The sequence below is a fragment of the Bradyrhizobium sp. S3.12.5 genome (assembly GCF_040548225.1).
GTDB classification, from domain to species: Bacteria; Pseudomonadota; Alphaproteobacteria; order Rhizobiales; family Xanthobacteraceae; genus Bradyrhizobium; species Bradyrhizobium cytisi.
In genome coordinates, this window is sequence record NZ_JBEPRF010000010.1 from 295,030 (window position 1) to 309,775 (window position 14,746).

Sequence of the window (14,746 nt, forward strand, 5' to 3'; positions counted from 1 at the left end):
AAGCCGCGGTGACGGGAACCACGCGAGCTGGTATAAGAATAATTCCAGCCGGAGGAAGAGTGATGGCGATCAAATACGGACGTCCGATCGAACTGCGCGAGGTCGCGCGCGGGACTGGTGCAGCGGTGCCCCATGCCCTCGATCTGACCGTCCGCCCGCGCCGCAACCGCAAGGCCGAATGGGCCCGGCGCATGGTGCGCGAGAACGTGCTCACCACCGACGACCTGATCTGGCCGCTGTTTTTGATCGACGGCAACAACAAGCGCGAGCAGATTGCCTCGATGCCCGGCGTCGAGCGTCTCAGCGTCGATCAGGCCGTGCGCGAGGCCGAGCGCGCCATGAAGCTGACGATCCCTTGCCTTGCACTATTTCCCTACACCGACCCGTCCTTGCGCGACGAGGAAGGCTCGGAAGCGACCAACCCGAACAATCTGGTCTGCCAGGCGGTACGCGCGATCAAGAAGGAGTTTCCCGATCTCGGCATCCTCTGCGATGTCGCGCTCGATCCCTTCACCAGCCACGGCCATGACGGCCTGATCGCCGACGGCAAGATTTTGAACGACGAGACGGTCGCGGTGCTGGTGCGTCAGGCGCTGGTGCAGGCCGAAGCCGGCTGCGACATCATTGCCCCCTCGGACATGATGGACGGCCGCGTCGCGGCGATCCGCGAGGCACTCGACCGCACCGGTCTGCTCGACGTGCAGATCATGGCCTATGCGGCCAAATACGCCTCCGCCTTCTACGGCCCGTTCCGCGACGCGATCGGCTCGGCCAAGACGCTGACCGGCGACAAGCGCACCTACCAGATGGACAGCGCCAACACCGACGAAGCGCTGCGCGAGGTCGAGCTCGACATCTCGGAAGGCGCCGACATGGTGATGGTGAAGCCGGGCATGCCCTATCTCGACGTGCTCCGCCGCGTGAAGGACACGTTTGCGATGCCGACCTTCGCCTACCAAGTCTCGGGCGAATACGCGATGATCGCAGCCGCCGCCAACAATGGCTGGCTCGATGGCGACCGCGCGATGATGGAGAGCCTCTTGGCCTTCAAGCGCGCCGGCGCGGACGGCGTGCTCAGCTATTTTGCGCCGAAGGCGGCAGAGAAGCTGCGGAGCCAAGGATAAGCTCTCGTAGCCGGTGGGCGTATCTCCCGCGTCGTCGTGACGCCTCCCCCGCCCCCGAATCGCCGGAATATTTCGGCTTGTTAACCTCTGCGCACCCTTGGCAGGGGAATAGCCTGTTCCCATGTCCTGCCACGGGAGTTTTCCCTGGGAGGACGGACGATGTCTTATGATTCGGGTGGTGCAGGCGCCTGGCGCAGTGATGGCGCGGCTCACGCCTACGATCCCTATCTGCATCCGGAACTGTTCCGCGGTGTCGCGACGCGGCGGGTGTTCGCGTTCCTGATCGACATGGTCGTGATCTCCGTTCCGGTCATCCTCGGCTACATCTTCATCGCGGTGTTCGGCGTGGTCACGCTCGGCATCGGCTGGGCGCTGTTCTGGCTGGCCTGGCCCGCCTCCGTGGTCTGGGCCATCGTCTATTATGGCGCCTGCATCGGCGGTTCCTCCTCCGCGACGATCGGGATGCGGATCATGGACCTTGAATTGCGCACCTGGTACGGCGCGCCCGGCTACTTTGTCCTCGGCGCCACCCATGCCGTGCTGTTCTGGGTGACGGTGTCGTTCCTGTCGCCGTTCGTCGTGCTGGTCGGCCTGTTCAACGGCCGCCGGCGCCTGCTGCACGATTTCGTGCTGGGAACGGTCGTGATCAACAACTCGGTCCGCGCACCGGTGCCGCAAGCGGCCAGGACGTACTGATCAAGGACCTATCAACCAAGTCCGCTTAAGCTGGCTGACCTGACCTGCCAAGCGGACCGATTGACCCGGAGCTTTCGTAGCGCGATGCTGACATTCACTTCGGAGGCCCACGACGTCCCTTGACCCAGCACTCGCGCGACACCCCACAATTTTACCTCACGGCGCCGTCCCCCTGCCCGTATCTGCCGGGCCGCCATGAGCGCAAGGTGTTTACGCACCTCGTGGGTGAGCGCGCCGGCGACCTCAACGACCTCCTGACCCATGGCGGGTTCCGTCGCAGCCAGTCGATCGCCTACCGGCCGGCTTGTGACCAGTGCCGGGCCTGCGTCTCGGTCCGCGTCATCGCCAACGAGTTCCGCCCTTCCCGCAACTTCCGCAAGGTGATGGCACGCAACGCCGACATCATCGGCGAGCAGCGCAGCGCAGTCCCGACCTCCGAGCAATATTCGGTGTTCCGCGCCTATCTCGATGCCCGCCACCGCCATGGCGGCATGGCCGACATGACTGTGCTCGACTACGCCATGATGGTCGAGGACAGCCATGTCGAGACCCGGATCATCGAGTACCGCAAACGCGGCCCCGACAGCGGCATCACCGGCCGCGGCGAGGAGTTGATCGCGGTCGCGCTCACCGACGTGCTCAGCGACGGCCTGTCGATGGTCTATTCGTTCTTCGAGCCGAGCCAGGTCAGCCGCTCGATGGGCACCTTCATGATCCTCGACCACATCGCACGCGCCCGCCGGCAAGGGCTTCCTTACGTCTATCTCGGCTACTGGATCGAGGGCTCCAAGAAGATGGACTACAAGGCCCGCTTCCTGCCGCAGCAGCGCCTCGCGCCCTCAGGCTGGCTGCGCATCGATGCGCAGGGCGACGCGGCGTCCGAGCCGCAGGATTGAGGGACGGTGGGTCGACGTCGCGCGGCGAGCAGAAACACGCGCGTGCCATCCGCACTCTCCATCCTGGTCGCACTCCCCGCCCTAATCATGACATCGAGCATCGGCGCCCATGCCTGCGATCCCGGCTACAAAGACCATTATGGTCGTTGCGTCGAGGCCAAACCTCCACCAGCCAAGCTTCTGAAGTTCCTCAACGGCTACGGACAACAGGTCAATAAGGTTGGCGAGATCGCCGATCTCTTTGCCCCGGATACTCGTTTATTCGACACGACTGAACCTGGGCGCAAGATCATCCATTCGTGGACACGCCCCAATGCAGACGTCGAGTCCGATGTTAGAATCGAGAAGGTCCTGCCCGATTTCTATTATGTCACCATGAGCGTATACGACGGTCCGATCTCATGCGGCCGTGATGAAAACAGATCGAAGGGACCGAAGGCAACGCTGCAGGGTTACGTGCCGAAAGCCAATCCGCAGGATGTGCCATCTCTCTGGAAGTTCAGGCACATGTCTGGACTGTGTTAGTCGGCAATGAAAAGAGGTTACGCAACAAGCAAGTCGCCAGCGCAGGCGACGCATGGTTGCCAGTATTGGCCTTGACATCCTGTACGTTAGATATACATATATCGTCACGTATATCTAACGGAGGGCAAGTCATATGCAAGTCGCCAAATGGGGAAATAGCCTTGCAGTCCGCCTTCCCGCCACGATCGTCGAAGCGCTTCGGCTGAAGGAAGGCGATGAGATCGAAATTCACGTTGCTGGGGAGCGGGAGTTCAGTGTTGCGCGCAAGCCAGACCGTGCCGAGCTGCTAAAGCGTCTTCGTGCCCTTCGGGGCAGCCTTCCTGCCGACTTCAAGTTCGACAGAGAAGAAGCGAATGCCCGCTAGCTTCTTCGACACCAACGTCCTCGCCTATCTCGTGTCAGGCGACGCGACGAAGGCTGATCGCGCCGAGCAAGCTCTTTCGGGCGGCGGCGTGATCAGCGTGCAGGTCCTCAACGAACTTGCCAACGTAGCGCGCCGGAAAATGCAATTGTCGTGGCGAGAGACGCACACTTTCCTGGACTCGTTGCGTGGTCTACTGACGATCCACCCCGTCACGTTGGATATTCATGACACCGGCCTGAGCCTCGCTGAACGTTATGGAATGGCGACCTACGACGCGATGATCGCAGCCTCGGCGCTTCACGCGGGATGCCAGACATTGCTGTCCGAAGACTTCCAACATGGGATGGTGTTGAAGGAAGGCCTTCGCATCACCAATCCGTTCCTGTGATCTACCGCTAAGCCGAACGGTCCCCGTAGCGACATCACCCGAACAGCGTATCTACCAGCAGCTTCACGTTCAGAACCACGATCACGCCCGCGACGATCCACGCGATCGCGGCGACGGAGACCGGAATGGCGAACTGCCCCATCTTGCGGCGGTCGGAGACGAAACGGACCAGCGGGATGACCGCGAAGGGCAGCTGCATCGACAGCACGACCTGGCTGAACACCAGCAAATCCGCGGTGCCGCGCTCGCCGTAGATCGCGGTGACGATGATCACCGGAACGATCGCAATGCCGCGCGTCACAAGGCGGCGCGCCCAGCTCGGCAGGCGCAAATCGAGAAAGCCTTCCATCACGATCTGGCCGGCCAGCGTCGCCGTCACCGTCGAGTTGAGGCCTGACGCCAGCAGCGCCACCGCGAACAATGTCGAGGCGATGCCGAGACCGAGCAGCGGCGACAGCAGCTCAAAGGCCTGACCGATCTCGGCGACGTCGGAATGGCCGCTCGTGTGGAAGGTCGCGGCGGCGACCACGAGGATCGCGGCATTGATGAACAACGCCAGCATCAGGGCGATGGTCGAGTCCGTCGTCGCCCATTTGATCGCCTCGCGGCGCCCTTCGTCGTTGCGCTCGTAGGCGCGCGTCTGCACGATCGAGGAGTGCAGATAAAGATTATGCGGCATCACCGTTGCGCCGATGATGCCGATCGCGATGTAAAGCATCTCGGGGTTGGTGAAGATTTCGGCCTTCGGCACAAATCCCCTGAGCATCTCGGCAACCGGCGGCGCTGCCGCGGCAAGCTGGACCGTGAAGCAGACTGCGATCACGACGAGCAGCGCGATGACGAAGGCTTCGAGGAAACGGAAGCCACGATTCATCAGGATGAGAAGCAGGAAGGCGTCGAGCGCGGCGATCAGCGCGCCGCCGACCAGGGGAATGCCGAACAGGAGCTTGAGCGCAATCGCGGTGCCGATCACCTCGGCGAGATCGCAGGCGATGATCGCTGCTTCGCACGCGAGCCAGAGCATGAAGTTCGTGGCGGGCGAATAGGTCGCGCGGCAGGCCTGCGCGAGGTCGCGGTCGGTGACGATGCCGAGCCGTGCCGCCAGCGATTGCAGCAGGATCGCCATCAAGTTCGAGAGCAGGATGACCGAGAGCAGCGTGTAACCGAACTTCGATCCGCCGGCGAGATCGGTCGCCCAGTTGCCGGGGTCCATGTAGCCGACCGAGACCATGTAGCCCGGGCCGACGAAGGCCAGCAGCCGCCGCCACCACGCCCCCGCTGCGGGGATGGTGACCGTGGCGTTGACCTCGGCCAGGCTCTTGGTGGTCGGCGCGTCGGCGCGCCAGCCGGTGGCTTCAGGGGTCAGATCAGGCGATCGGGCATCCATGCTGGCACAATACTGAAGTCGAGGCTTATTGCAACTCATTTGCAACTGCATCTAGCCGCATCGGTTCCGCAGCCCTGTCGGGAAGCGGGTGGGTTTGGCCGTCCCAAGAGGCGCCTACTGGCGGCAGCTCGACTTTGCAGGAAACGCGCCATGTCAAATCCGCCTCGCCTCCCAAAAACCTTCAACCGTCTCGCCTGGTCCAACCTCTCGGCACAGTCGGCCGAGCAGATCGCGCTGGCCGCTGCCCCCATCGTCGCCGTGCTGACGTTGGGTGTGGCGGAAGGCCAGACCGGCCTGCTCCAGACCGCCCTCACTTTGCCCTTCGTCCTGTTTGCCATCCCGGCCGGCCTGCTCGCCGACCGCATCTCCCGCCGCTCGCTGATGGCGGGCGCCGAGGCGCTGCGAGCGGTGGCGCTGGCAACGATCGTGCTGCTGCTCGCGCTCGGCGCGCTCAACCTGCCGCTGCTGGCGTTGCTCGGCTTTGCCGCCGTGTGCGGCACCGCGGTCTACAGCGTGGCCGCGCCGGCCCTGGTGCCCTCGCTGGTGAGTTCGGAGCTGTTGCCGGCTGCGAATGCCCGCATCGAGCTTGCCCGCACCGTCGCCTTCGCGAGCGGCCCTGCGGTCGGCGGAGCGCTAGTGGGCTGGCTCGGCGCAAGCCCCGCCTTCGGCTTCGCCGCGGCGCTTTCGGCGATCGCGGTGGTGCTGCTCTCTGGCATCTACGAGCCCGCACGTGCGCCCTCGCCGCGGCGCCATCCGTTCCAGGACATCCGCGAGGGCGCGGCCTTCGTGTTTCACCATCCGCTGCTGCGGCCGGTGTTCGTCACGCAATTCATCTTCAACACCGGCTGGTTCCTGCAGATCGCGGTGTTCGTGCCCTACGCGGTGCGCCATCTCGGCCTGACCGCCGCCGGCGTCGGCGCCGTGCTGGCGATGTACGGCGTCGGGATGGTGATCGGCGCGCTGTTTGCGACACGCGTGATGAAGCGCATCGCCTTCGGCACCGTGGTCGGCCTCGGCCCGGTCACCGGCTTCGTCGCAGCTGCCGTGATGGCGCTGACGGTGCTGGTACCCTCACCGTGGCTTGCGGGCCTCAGCTTCTTCCTGCTCGGCGTCGGGCCGATCCTTTGGGTGATCTCGACCACGACCTTGCGCCAGTCGGTGACGCCGCCGCGCCTGCTCGGGCGCGTGTCCGCGATCAACATCATGAGCTACGGCGCCCGCCCGCTCGGCTCGGCGCTCGGCGCCATCGTCGGCGGCCTTTACAGCGCGGAAGCGTGCCTCTACCTCGCCGCAGCCGTGTTCGCCGTGCAGGCGCTCATCATTTGGCTGTCGCCTGCGGTAGCGCTGGATCGGCAGCCGGCCATGGTGGGGGACGAATTGACTGCGCGGTGCTAATTCGCCAGATACCGCTCGTAGCTCCCGGTCACCGGCTCGCTCGCGTCGACCTCCGGATCGAGCGTGTAGAGATCCTGCGCGCGGCCGATGCCGCGCAGCGCATAGCGACCGGTGGAGACGAGATAGCGGCGGCCGGCGGCGTCGAGGCCCTTGTAGAACTCTGCCGAGGCCAGCAGCTCGCGGTCGACCGAGCGGCTCATCGAGGCGATGCGGCTGACCTCGTTGACGGTCGGTCCCACCACGGTGAAATCGAGCCGGTCCTCGCTGCCGATATTGCCGTAGAAGACCTCGCCGACATGCAGCCCGATATAGGCCGACGTCGTCGGACGGCCTTCCACCGCCCGACGTTCATTCAGCGCCCCGATATTCTTGCGGAACAGGTGCTCGGCCCGTAGCGCGGCCCGCCGCGCATCCGCCATGTCCTCGCCCCAGAACATCGCGAGCACGCCGTCGCCGATCAGCTTCAGCACGTCGCCGCCGGCCTCGTGGATCGCGTCGATCACGGCCTGGGCATAGTCGTTGAGAAATGGGATGATCTCGTCCGGCCCAATGCTCTCGCTGATCCCGGTCGAGCCGCGCAGATCCGAATACCAGAGCACGGCATTGATGCGCTCGGTGACGCCGCGCGAAATGCGCCCGCGCAGGACCTGCTCCGACGCATCGCGTCCGAGATAGACGCGCCCCAGCGTCCGCACAATGTCGACCTGCTGCGCCGACTTGATCGCGAGTCCGAGCACCGGCACGAGATCGCGCAGCGCGGCGAGTTCGGCTTCCGTGAAGCCATCGTCGCGTCGCGTGGTCCAGGAGGAGTAGAGGCAGTCCATCTGCCCGAGCGCTCCGGTCTCGCCGAAGCGGTGCACGAAAGCCAGGAAATGGCGGTGACCCGTTTCGGCGAGGTCGCCGATTTGCGAGAAATCGAGCGAGGGCGCGTCGGCGAGGTCGATCACCATCTCGTCGTGGCCATGCTCGAGCAAATGATAAAACACCGAGCGGCGCCAGTTCTTGGCCGCGTCGCCCTCGGCGGTCGAGCCGTATTCGACCACGTCGCTCTCGTTGGTCGGCGTATCGCTCCAGCGGAAGGCGCGGCCCTCGTAAATCGGATGCAGCGTGTCGATGACGACGAGCCCGCGCGAGAGTTCCAGCCCTTCGGCTCGGCAGCGCTCGCAGAAGCCGCGCAAGAGTTCGGGTTCGGGCAGGCCGGTGAGCCCCTGGCCGGCCAGCCAGTTCATCAGCGCAAGGCGCGAGGTCAATTGCATGCGCCATTATGGCGTGCCTTCGTGACGAGCGGAAGGCCGCGCCCAACCAAGGCTCCCGCCCGCAGCAGGTCGAATATGTCGTGGACGCTGTTGACGCGCCCGCGCCTCGGGCTGCAAATGCAAATGATGACACCGACGACCAGACATACGGCGACATGAGCGGGCGCCAGCTTCCAATCATCCTGGCGCTCGGCACGACTCAGACCCTGGCCTGGGCCTCCAGCTATTATTTGCCGGCCCTGCTCGCCGATCCGATGGCGCACGATCTCGGCATCTCCACCAACTGGATCTTTGGCGCGTTCTCGGCTTCGCTGGTGATCTCCGCGATGCTGGGGCCGCGGATCGGGCGGCAGATCGATCTCTTCGGCGGGCGGCAGGTGCTGTCGGTCTCGAACCTGACCATTGCCGCCGGCCTCGTGCTCCTTGGATTGTCGCAATCCGTTCCGGTGATGGCGTTCGCCTGGCTCGTGCTCGGCATCGGCATGGCGATGGGGCTCTATGATGCCGCTTTCGCCGCGCTCGGCCGCATCTATGGCACCGAAGCCCGCAGGCCCATCACCGGCATCACGCTGATGGCGGGCTTTGCCTCGACCGTCGGCTGGCCCCTCACTGCCTGGGGGCTCGCCCATATCGGCTGGCGCGACACGTGCTTCGCCTGGGCTGCCGCCAACATCCTGATCGGCCTGCCGCTCAATTTCTTCATGCTTCCGGCGATCAAGGGCGCCAAGCAGGCGGCTTCGACGGCGGAAAAACCGCATCTTCCGCTCGACCGCACCATGATCCTGCTGGCCTTCGTCTTCGCCGCGGTCTGGACCGTCACCGGCGCGATGGCCGTGCATTTTCCGCGCATCCTGGAGACCATGGGCGCGACCCATGTCGAGGCGATCGCGGCCGGCGCGCTGATCGGCCCGGCGCAAGTGGTCGCGCGCCTGCTCGAAGCAGGCTTTCTCAGTCGCTTTCATCCGCTGTGGTCGACGCGGCTCGCCTGCCTCACCCATCCGATCGGAGCTGCCGTCGTCGCCATCTTTGGAGCTCCTGCGGCGAGCGCGTTTGCGCTGTTCCACGGCTCCGGCAACGGCATCCTCACCATCGCGCGCGGCACGCTGCCACTGTCGATCTTCGGCCCGAAGGATTTTGGCTACCGCCTCGGCATCATCGGCGCGCCGGCGCGAATGGCGCAGGCGGTGGCGCCGCTGGCCTTCGGGCTGCTCATCGATGTCATGGGCGCCAAGGTGCTGATGGTCTCGTCCGCGCTCAGCCTGTCAGCGCTGGCTGCGCTGTTCCTGATCCGCGCGGCGCCGCGGCCGGATTGACCGAGCCTGCGCTTTCGCGCACAAGCGCACCATGACCGACGACAAAAGCCCGCCCCGCACGTTCAAAGGCCTCCTGCGCTGGGCCATCACGCCTCCGCAGGCCTGGGGCGTCTATCTCCTCGCCATCATCCTGGTCTGGCTCGTCTCCTTCTACGCCGGCACGCTAAAGCCGAAGAAGACGCCGGACACGAGCCCGCCGACGGTCACTGCGCCAAAAAGCTAAGCCGGAGAGCTAGGCCGGTTCGGCTGGGTGGTCGCGATCCAGATGCCGGCGAATACGGCGACCAGCCCGATCAGGAGATTCGGCGTGATCGGCTCGCCGATCAGTAGTGCCGCCAGCAAGGTCGCCGCGATCGGATTGACCGTCATGGTGTTGGCAACGCGTGTTGGCGTCGCGCGCGCCAGCGCTATGACCCAGAGGATGAAGGCGAGCGCGCCGCCGCCTGCGCCGAGATAGATTCCGGCGATCCATTGCGCCGTCGTGAAATGGTCGAGCGCGGCAAAGCTGCCCTTCGCAAGGCCCACGATCACCAGCACCGCAGCGCCCGCGCCCATGCTGACCGTCAGAAAGCCGAGCGCGCTGGAGCGCTGCATCAGCGGTCGCGCCAGCACGTTGTAGAAGGCCATACAGAACACCGCGCCGGTCATGATCAGCTCGCCGCGCCAGGCGCCCGGCGGGCTCTGCGCCAGGCCAACCGCCAATGCCGCGGCAACGCCGAGCACGGCAATGCCGACGCCGCCGATCTTGCGCGCTGTCAGCCGTTCCACGCCAAGTATCGCACCGACGACCATGGTGTGGAGCGGCAGCGTCGCCAGCGCGAGACTGGCGCGCGCAGCGGTCGTGTAGGAGACCGCGATATTGTAGAGGACGAAGAACAGGCCGAAGAAGCACATGCCGAGCGCCATCACGGCCGGCCAGTCCGCGCGCTGCGGCCAGCGCACACGGAGCAGCAGCGCACACGGCAGCAGGCACAGAAAGCCGATCCCCCAGCGCAGGATCGCCAGCATGACCGGATCGGCGCCGACAACGAGATAGCGGGTGATCGCAGCCGCGGTGCCGCCAATGCTGCTTGACGCCAGCGCGATCGCGACCCCGAGCCCTTCCCCCACGCTTCGCCTCCCGTCCCGGAGCTTCTGGAGGCGGCTAGCACATCCCTGCTGCCACCCTGGTGGCAACAGGGTCGCCGGCGAAGCTATTCATAAAACTCCGGCGACATCTTCTGGCTGTCGCGCTGGGCCTTGTCGTGGTTGATCCAGAGCTGCACCTTCTCCTTGTCGATCGTGTCGGCGATCTTCTGCATCGAGGCGACCGACTGGTCCTTGCTGACATTGTTGACGGGAACGCGCCGGGCCTCCCAATTGCTCTTGAAGTGGACTGCGTCGCCGGAAAGCACGACCGCCCCGGTCTTCGGCAATTTCACCAGCAGCGACTGGTGCCCCGGCGTGTGACCGGGCGTCGAAAGGATGGTGATGCTGCCGTCGCCGAACACGTCCTTGTCGCCCACGAGCAGCTCGACCGGATGCGACGGCTTGAAGCGCGGCTCGTTGTTGGCACCCGGCCAGTCATATTCGGCCTTCTGCACGTAGAGCGTCGCTTGCGGAAACATCTCGACATTGCCGATGTGATCGGGGTGCGTATGCGAGACGCCCATCGCCTTGATGTCGGTGGGCTTGACGCCGATCTGCTCGAGCTGGGCTGCGAGCGTCTTCGGCCGCTTCCAGGTCACGGCCTTCGGATCGGCAGGCGCAAGCCCGTTCGGCATCGCGGCGACGGCATCGGAGATGCCGGTGTCCCACAGGAACCAGCCCTGGCTGTGCTTGATGAGATAGCAGGTGTCGACGAAATCCATCGACTGGCCTTCGTTCACTCCGGGTGACCAGCGCCCGATGTCCCCGGCAACACCCTCACCGCAATTCATGATGTAGAGTCTCTCGACAGCCGGCTTTTGCGCGAACGCAGCCTGGGCGGACAGCGCGAATGCGGCAACGGCGAGAGCGAGCGTGATCTTGCGTGTCATCCTTGGTCCTCCCTGGCAGCGCCTACTAGCTGCGACCGAGGATCAACCCCGCCCCTGCCGCAGAATTCCGCTTCCACCCGGCCAGTATAGGCCCGAGCCACATATCTTTCGAACGCTCAGTACCAATGAAACCGGCGATTGACAGCGTGGCGCGATTTCGCTGTAATCAGCGCCATGGGGATTTGAGCGATCTCCCCACGAGGCGACATGCCCAAGTATCGCGTCCCGTTTGCTTTATGCGAGGACGCATCATGTCAAGTTTCACGACCATATCATCCGACAAGCTGGCGCGCCTGATCGGCACGGCCAACGCCCCTGCTCTGATCGATGTCCGCACCGAGGAGGATTTTGCCGCTGACCGGCGGCTGATCCCCGGCTCGATCAAGCTGAGCCATGAGAATATTGCTGAGTGGGGTGCCGCCTTCGCCGGCCGCTCCGCGATCGTGTCATGCTTTCGCGGCGAAAAGCTTGCGCAGGGCACCGCGGCCTGGCTCAGGCAACTCGGCGTCCGGGCCGAGACGCTGGAAGGCGGCTTCGAGGGCTGGAAGGCGGCAAAGCTGCCGCTCGTCGATACCCGCAAGCTGCCGCCACGCGATGCGAAAGGCCGCACCGTCTGGGTGACGCGGGCGCGGCCCAAGGTCGACCGCATCGCCTGTCCCTGGCTGATCCGCCGCTTCGTCGATCCCAACGCGGTGTTCTTGTTTGTTGCACCATCCGAGGTGGTCGCGGTCGGCGAGCGCTTCAACGCCGCCCCCTTCGACATCGAGAACGTGTTCTGGAGCCACCGCGGCGAGCTCTGCACCTTCGATGTCATGATCGAGGAGTTCGGCATTGCCACGCCGGCGCTGCTGCGGCTCGCCACGCTGGTGCGCGGCGCCGACACCGCGCGGCCGGATCTCGCGCCGGAGGCGCCCGGCCTGCTCGCGGCATCCCTCGGGCTGTCGCGGATGTACGATGACGATCTCGACCAGCTCGAGGCCGGCATGCTGCTCTACGACGCCTTCTATCGCTGGTGCCGCGATGCGACCGGAGAAACTCACAACTGGCCGACCAACAAGGCGAAGGCGTGATGGATATCCGTAATGCCCAAGCAGGAGCTGATGCCGGTCACGGCATCAGCTTCGGCGAGGCCTTTCGCGTTTGGCTCCGCGTCGCCTGCCTAAGTTTTGGCGGGCCCGCGGGCCAGATCGCGGTGATGCATCGGATCCTGGTCGAAGAGAAGAACTGGATCTCCGAGGGCCGCTTTCTGCATGCGCTGAATTACTGCATGCTGTTGCCGGGACCGGAGGCGCAGCAACTCGCGACTTATGTCGGCTGGCTGATGCACCGAACCGCCGGCGGACTAATGGCGGGCGGGCTCTTCATCCTGCCCGGCATCATCGCCATCATGGGCCTGAGCTACGTCTACGCCGCCTTCGGCAATGTCAGCTTAGTCGAAGCGCTATTCTTCGGGCTGAAGGCCGCCGTGCTCGCCATCGTCGTCGAGGCCGTGGTGCGGGTCGGCAAGCGCGCGCTGAAGAACCGCATCATGATTGCGCTGGCCGCAATCGCCTTCGTCGCCATCTTCTTCTTCGCCGTCCCCTTCCCGATCATCATCATCGCCGCCGGCGTGATCGGCTATGCCGGTGCCAAACAGGGCCGTCCCGAGTTCGCGCCGGCCGGTCACGGCAACGGCGGCAACGGCGCCTTGATCGACAGCATGCTCGGCGAAGCCGTGCCCGACCACGTCCGCCCCGACACCGGCCGCACGATCCGCGTCGGCGCGTTGTGGCTGGCGCTCTGGCTGGTGCCGGTGATCGCGCTGCTTCTGGCCCTCGGACAGGCCAGCGTGTTCAGCCAGATAGCGCTGTTTTTCTCAAAAATGGCGCTGGTCACGTTCGGCGGCGCCTACGCGGTGCTGGCTTACGTCGCCCAGCAGGCGGTCGAGCATTATCACTGGCTCAAGCCGGACGAGATGCTCGACGGCCTCGGCATGGCCGAGACCACGCCCGGCCCGCTGATCATGGTGCTTCAGTTCGTTGGCTTCATGGCGGCCTACCGCGACCCAAGCGGGCTGTCGCCAATGCTTGCCGCCACGCTCGGCGGGCTACTCGCGACCTGGGTCACCTTCACGCCCTGCTTCCTCTGGATCTTCGTCGGCGCCCCCTATATCGAGCGGCTGCGCGGCAATACCGGACTTGCCGGCGCGCTCAGTGCGATCACCGCCGCCGTCGTCGGCGTGATCCTCAACCTCTCGATCTGGTTCGCGCTGCACACGCTGTTCCGCGACACTGTGCCGGTGCACGCCTTCCCGCTGGATTTCGACAGGCCGGTGCCGACCAGCGTCGACGTGCCGGCGCTGGTGCTGTCGATCGCGGCTGCAACCGCGATCTTCCGCTTCAAGCTCGGGATGCTGACGGTGCTGGCGGGCAGCTGTGCCGCGGGTGTAGCGCTGCGGTTGGCGGGGGTGATCTAGAACCTAGAGCCCGTAGGATGAGTAAAGCGCAGCGAAACCCATCTGCAGACTTCAAGGCGCGCGGTGATGGGTTTCGCCAGTGCTCCACCCATCCTACGAGCTACGGGCTGCCGTTAACGAGCCCAGCACCTGCGTCCGTCGATTGTTGCCCGTCGGGCAAAACACCCGCGGCGGCCTGCCACCGCTTGTCAATCACAATCTACGAAAATATTCCACTTTACCGAAATTCGGATTTGTCGTACAAGCGAAACACCCTGGCCTTCGACAAGGGGCGGATCGCGATCGTCACGAACCGCGGGCTGGGCAGCGATGGACGCGACGGCGTCGGGCGCGAGCGGCATTGCAGGGCGGCTTCGGCCGTGAGCAATGATCGTCGTGCCAACGACACGACGCTGACAGCGTCTTCGCATGGCTCCGGGCGTGAGCACACGCCAGCTCCCGGAGTTCCAGCGAAGACGTGCGCGGACGAACAAGTCGTGTGGTCCTGACGCCCGGAGCCTGTGCGTCAAGTCCTGTGGTGAAGTTGCGGCCCGACCGGGCACGCGCATCAGTCATCTGCAGGGCGACGGGGGCAATAGTGCATCGCTCCCCGGGGAGAGCACGAAGGACACGTTAAAACCATCGCGCAGGGAAGGCCGGGCGATCCGGCAACACCTGTGGTCCACCCCGTGTGCATTTCTATGGCGCACGGACCTTGCGGGTGCCAGCCGGCGCCCGGCCTTCCCTGCGCCCTCGTTTCCACGAGAGCGCTTGCGAGAGACAAAACTCGGGCGAAAGGCGCCGCGGGAACGCAAAGATGTGTCTGCTGTTTGAAATGTGAATTGGAGAGCGACGGCCTCGCCGCTTGCTCCGTCGGGGGGGGGGGGGGGGCGCCCCCCCCCCCCCCCCCGCGGGACGGAAAGAGTATTGTTTGGTTGGCGGGCCCACCC

General features: G+C 65.1%; 15 protein-coding genes. 11 read left to right on the forward strand and 4 right to left on the reverse strand.

Going from position 1 to position 14,746, the window contains the following annotated elements:
- Window positions 1-62 precede the first annotated feature (62 nt).
- The 6 genes from hemB (at window position 63) to ABIC09_RS17335 (ending at window position 3,993) form a co-directional block, all read left to right on the forward strand.
- Entirely contained in the window at window positions 63-1,124 is a 1,062-nt protein-coding gene (gene hemB, locus ABIC09_RS17310) for a porphobilinogen synthase (protein ID WP_354109995.1), read from the forward strand.
- Window positions 1,125-1,283: 159 nt separating this feature from the next.
- Window positions 1,284-1,820, forward strand: coding sequence for an RDD family protein (locus ABIC09_RS17315; protein ID WP_354109996.1), 537 nt, complete (start codon window positions 1,284-1,286; stop codon window positions 1,818-1,820).
- 119 nt (window positions 1,821-1,939) lie between these two features.
- Complete coding sequence (locus ABIC09_RS17320) at window positions 1,940-2,716, forward strand: arginyltransferase (RefSeq protein ID WP_027529977.1); 777 nt, start codon at window positions 1,940-1,942, stop codon at window positions 2,714-2,716.
- A gap of 42 nt (window positions 2,717-2,758) precedes the next feature.
- The gene (locus tag ABIC09_RS17325; RefSeq protein ID WP_354032683.1) at window positions 2,759-3,241 is read left to right on the forward strand and encodes a hypothetical protein; all 483 of its coding nucleotides are present in this window, start codon (window positions 2,759-2,761) and stop codon (window positions 3,239-3,241) included.
- Window positions 3,242-3,374: 133 nt separating this feature from the next.
- The gene (locus tag ABIC09_RS17330; RefSeq protein WP_354109997.1) at window positions 3,375-3,605 is read left to right on the forward strand and encodes an AbrB/MazE/SpoVT family DNA-binding domain-containing protein; all 231 of its coding nucleotides are present in this window, start codon (window positions 3,375-3,377) and stop codon (window positions 3,603-3,605) included.
- Window positions 3,595-3,993 (forward strand): PIN domain-containing protein, encoded by a 399-nt coding sequence (locus ABIC09_RS17335; protein WP_354032681.1) that lies wholly within the window; start codon window positions 3,595-3,597, stop codon window positions 3,991-3,993. The genes ABIC09_RS17330 and ABIC09_RS17335 overlap by 11 nt, the downstream gene beginning before the upstream one ends.
- Before the next feature lie 34 nt (window positions 3,994-4,027).
- Here the strand turns inward: ABIC09_RS17335 and ABIC09_RS17340 are convergent, their stop codons facing one another.
- Window positions 4,028-5,380, reverse strand: coding sequence for an Nramp family divalent metal transporter (locus ABIC09_RS17340; protein WP_354109998.1), 1,353 nt, complete (start codon window positions 5,378-5,380; stop codon window positions 4,028-4,030).
- 150 nt (window positions 5,381-5,530) lie between these two features.
- Here ABIC09_RS17340 and ABIC09_RS17345 point away from each other — a divergent pair, with 150 nt between their 5' ends.
- Window positions 5,531-6,775 carry an MFS transporter gene (locus ABIC09_RS17345; protein WP_354109999.1) on the forward strand — a complete coding sequence of 415 codons (1,245 nt, stop codon included), beginning with the start codon at window positions 5,531-5,533 and terminating at the stop codon, window positions 6,773-6,775.
- On the opposite strand, the gene ABIC09_RS17350 is transcribed toward ABIC09_RS17345, so the two are convergent.
- Window positions 6,772-8,031, reverse strand: a complete 1,260-nt coding sequence (locus tag ABIC09_RS17350; protein ID WP_148753509.1) for an adenylate/guanylate cyclase domain-containing protein — start codon at window positions 8,029-8,031, stop codon at window positions 6,772-6,774. The two genes, ABIC09_RS17345 and ABIC09_RS17350, sit on opposite strands and share 4 nt — an antisense overlap.
- A gap of 155 nt (window positions 8,032-8,186) precedes the next feature.
- Between ABIC09_RS17350 and ABIC09_RS17355 the strand changes: the two genes are divergently transcribed.
- A complete protein-coding gene (locus ABIC09_RS17355) occupies window positions 8,187-9,344 on the forward strand; it encodes an MFS transporter (RefSeq protein WP_354086451.1) in 1,158 nt (385 codons plus the stop codon).
- 31 nt (window positions 9,345-9,375) lie between these two features.
- The gene (locus tag ABIC09_RS17360) at window positions 9,376-9,567 is read left to right on the forward strand and encodes a hypothetical protein (protein ID WP_354032677.1); all 192 of its coding nucleotides are present in this window, start codon (window positions 9,376-9,378) and stop codon (window positions 9,565-9,567) included.
- Here ABIC09_RS17360 and ABIC09_RS17365 read toward each other — a convergent pair.
- Window positions 9,564-10,454 (reverse strand): DMT family transporter, encoded by an 891-nt coding sequence (locus ABIC09_RS17365; RefSeq protein ID WP_354110000.1) that lies wholly within the window; start codon window positions 10,452-10,454, stop codon window positions 9,564-9,566. The genes ABIC09_RS17360 and ABIC09_RS17365 overlap by 4 nt on opposite strands.
- An 83-nt stretch (window positions 10,455-10,537) precedes the next feature.
- Window positions 10,538-11,362 (reverse strand): N-acyl homoserine lactonase family protein, encoded by an 825-nt coding sequence (locus ABIC09_RS17370; RefSeq protein WP_354110001.1) that lies wholly within the window; start codon window positions 11,360-11,362, stop codon window positions 10,538-10,540.
- A gap of 251 nt (window positions 11,363-11,613) precedes the next feature.
- Here ABIC09_RS17370 and ABIC09_RS17375 point away from each other — a divergent pair, with 251 nt between their 5' ends.
- The gene (locus ABIC09_RS17375) at window positions 11,614-12,432 is read left to right on the forward strand and encodes a chromate resistance protein ChrB domain-containing protein (protein WP_354110002.1); all 819 of its coding nucleotides are present in this window, start codon (window positions 11,614-11,616) and stop codon (window positions 12,430-12,432) included.
- Window positions 12,432-13,817, forward strand: coding sequence for a chromate efflux transporter (gene chrA, locus ABIC09_RS17380; RefSeq protein ID WP_354110003.1), 1,386 nt, complete (start codon window positions 12,432-12,434; stop codon window positions 13,815-13,817). The genes ABIC09_RS17375 and chrA overlap by 1 nt, the downstream gene beginning before the upstream one ends.
- Window positions 13,818-14,746 lie beyond the last annotated feature (929 nt).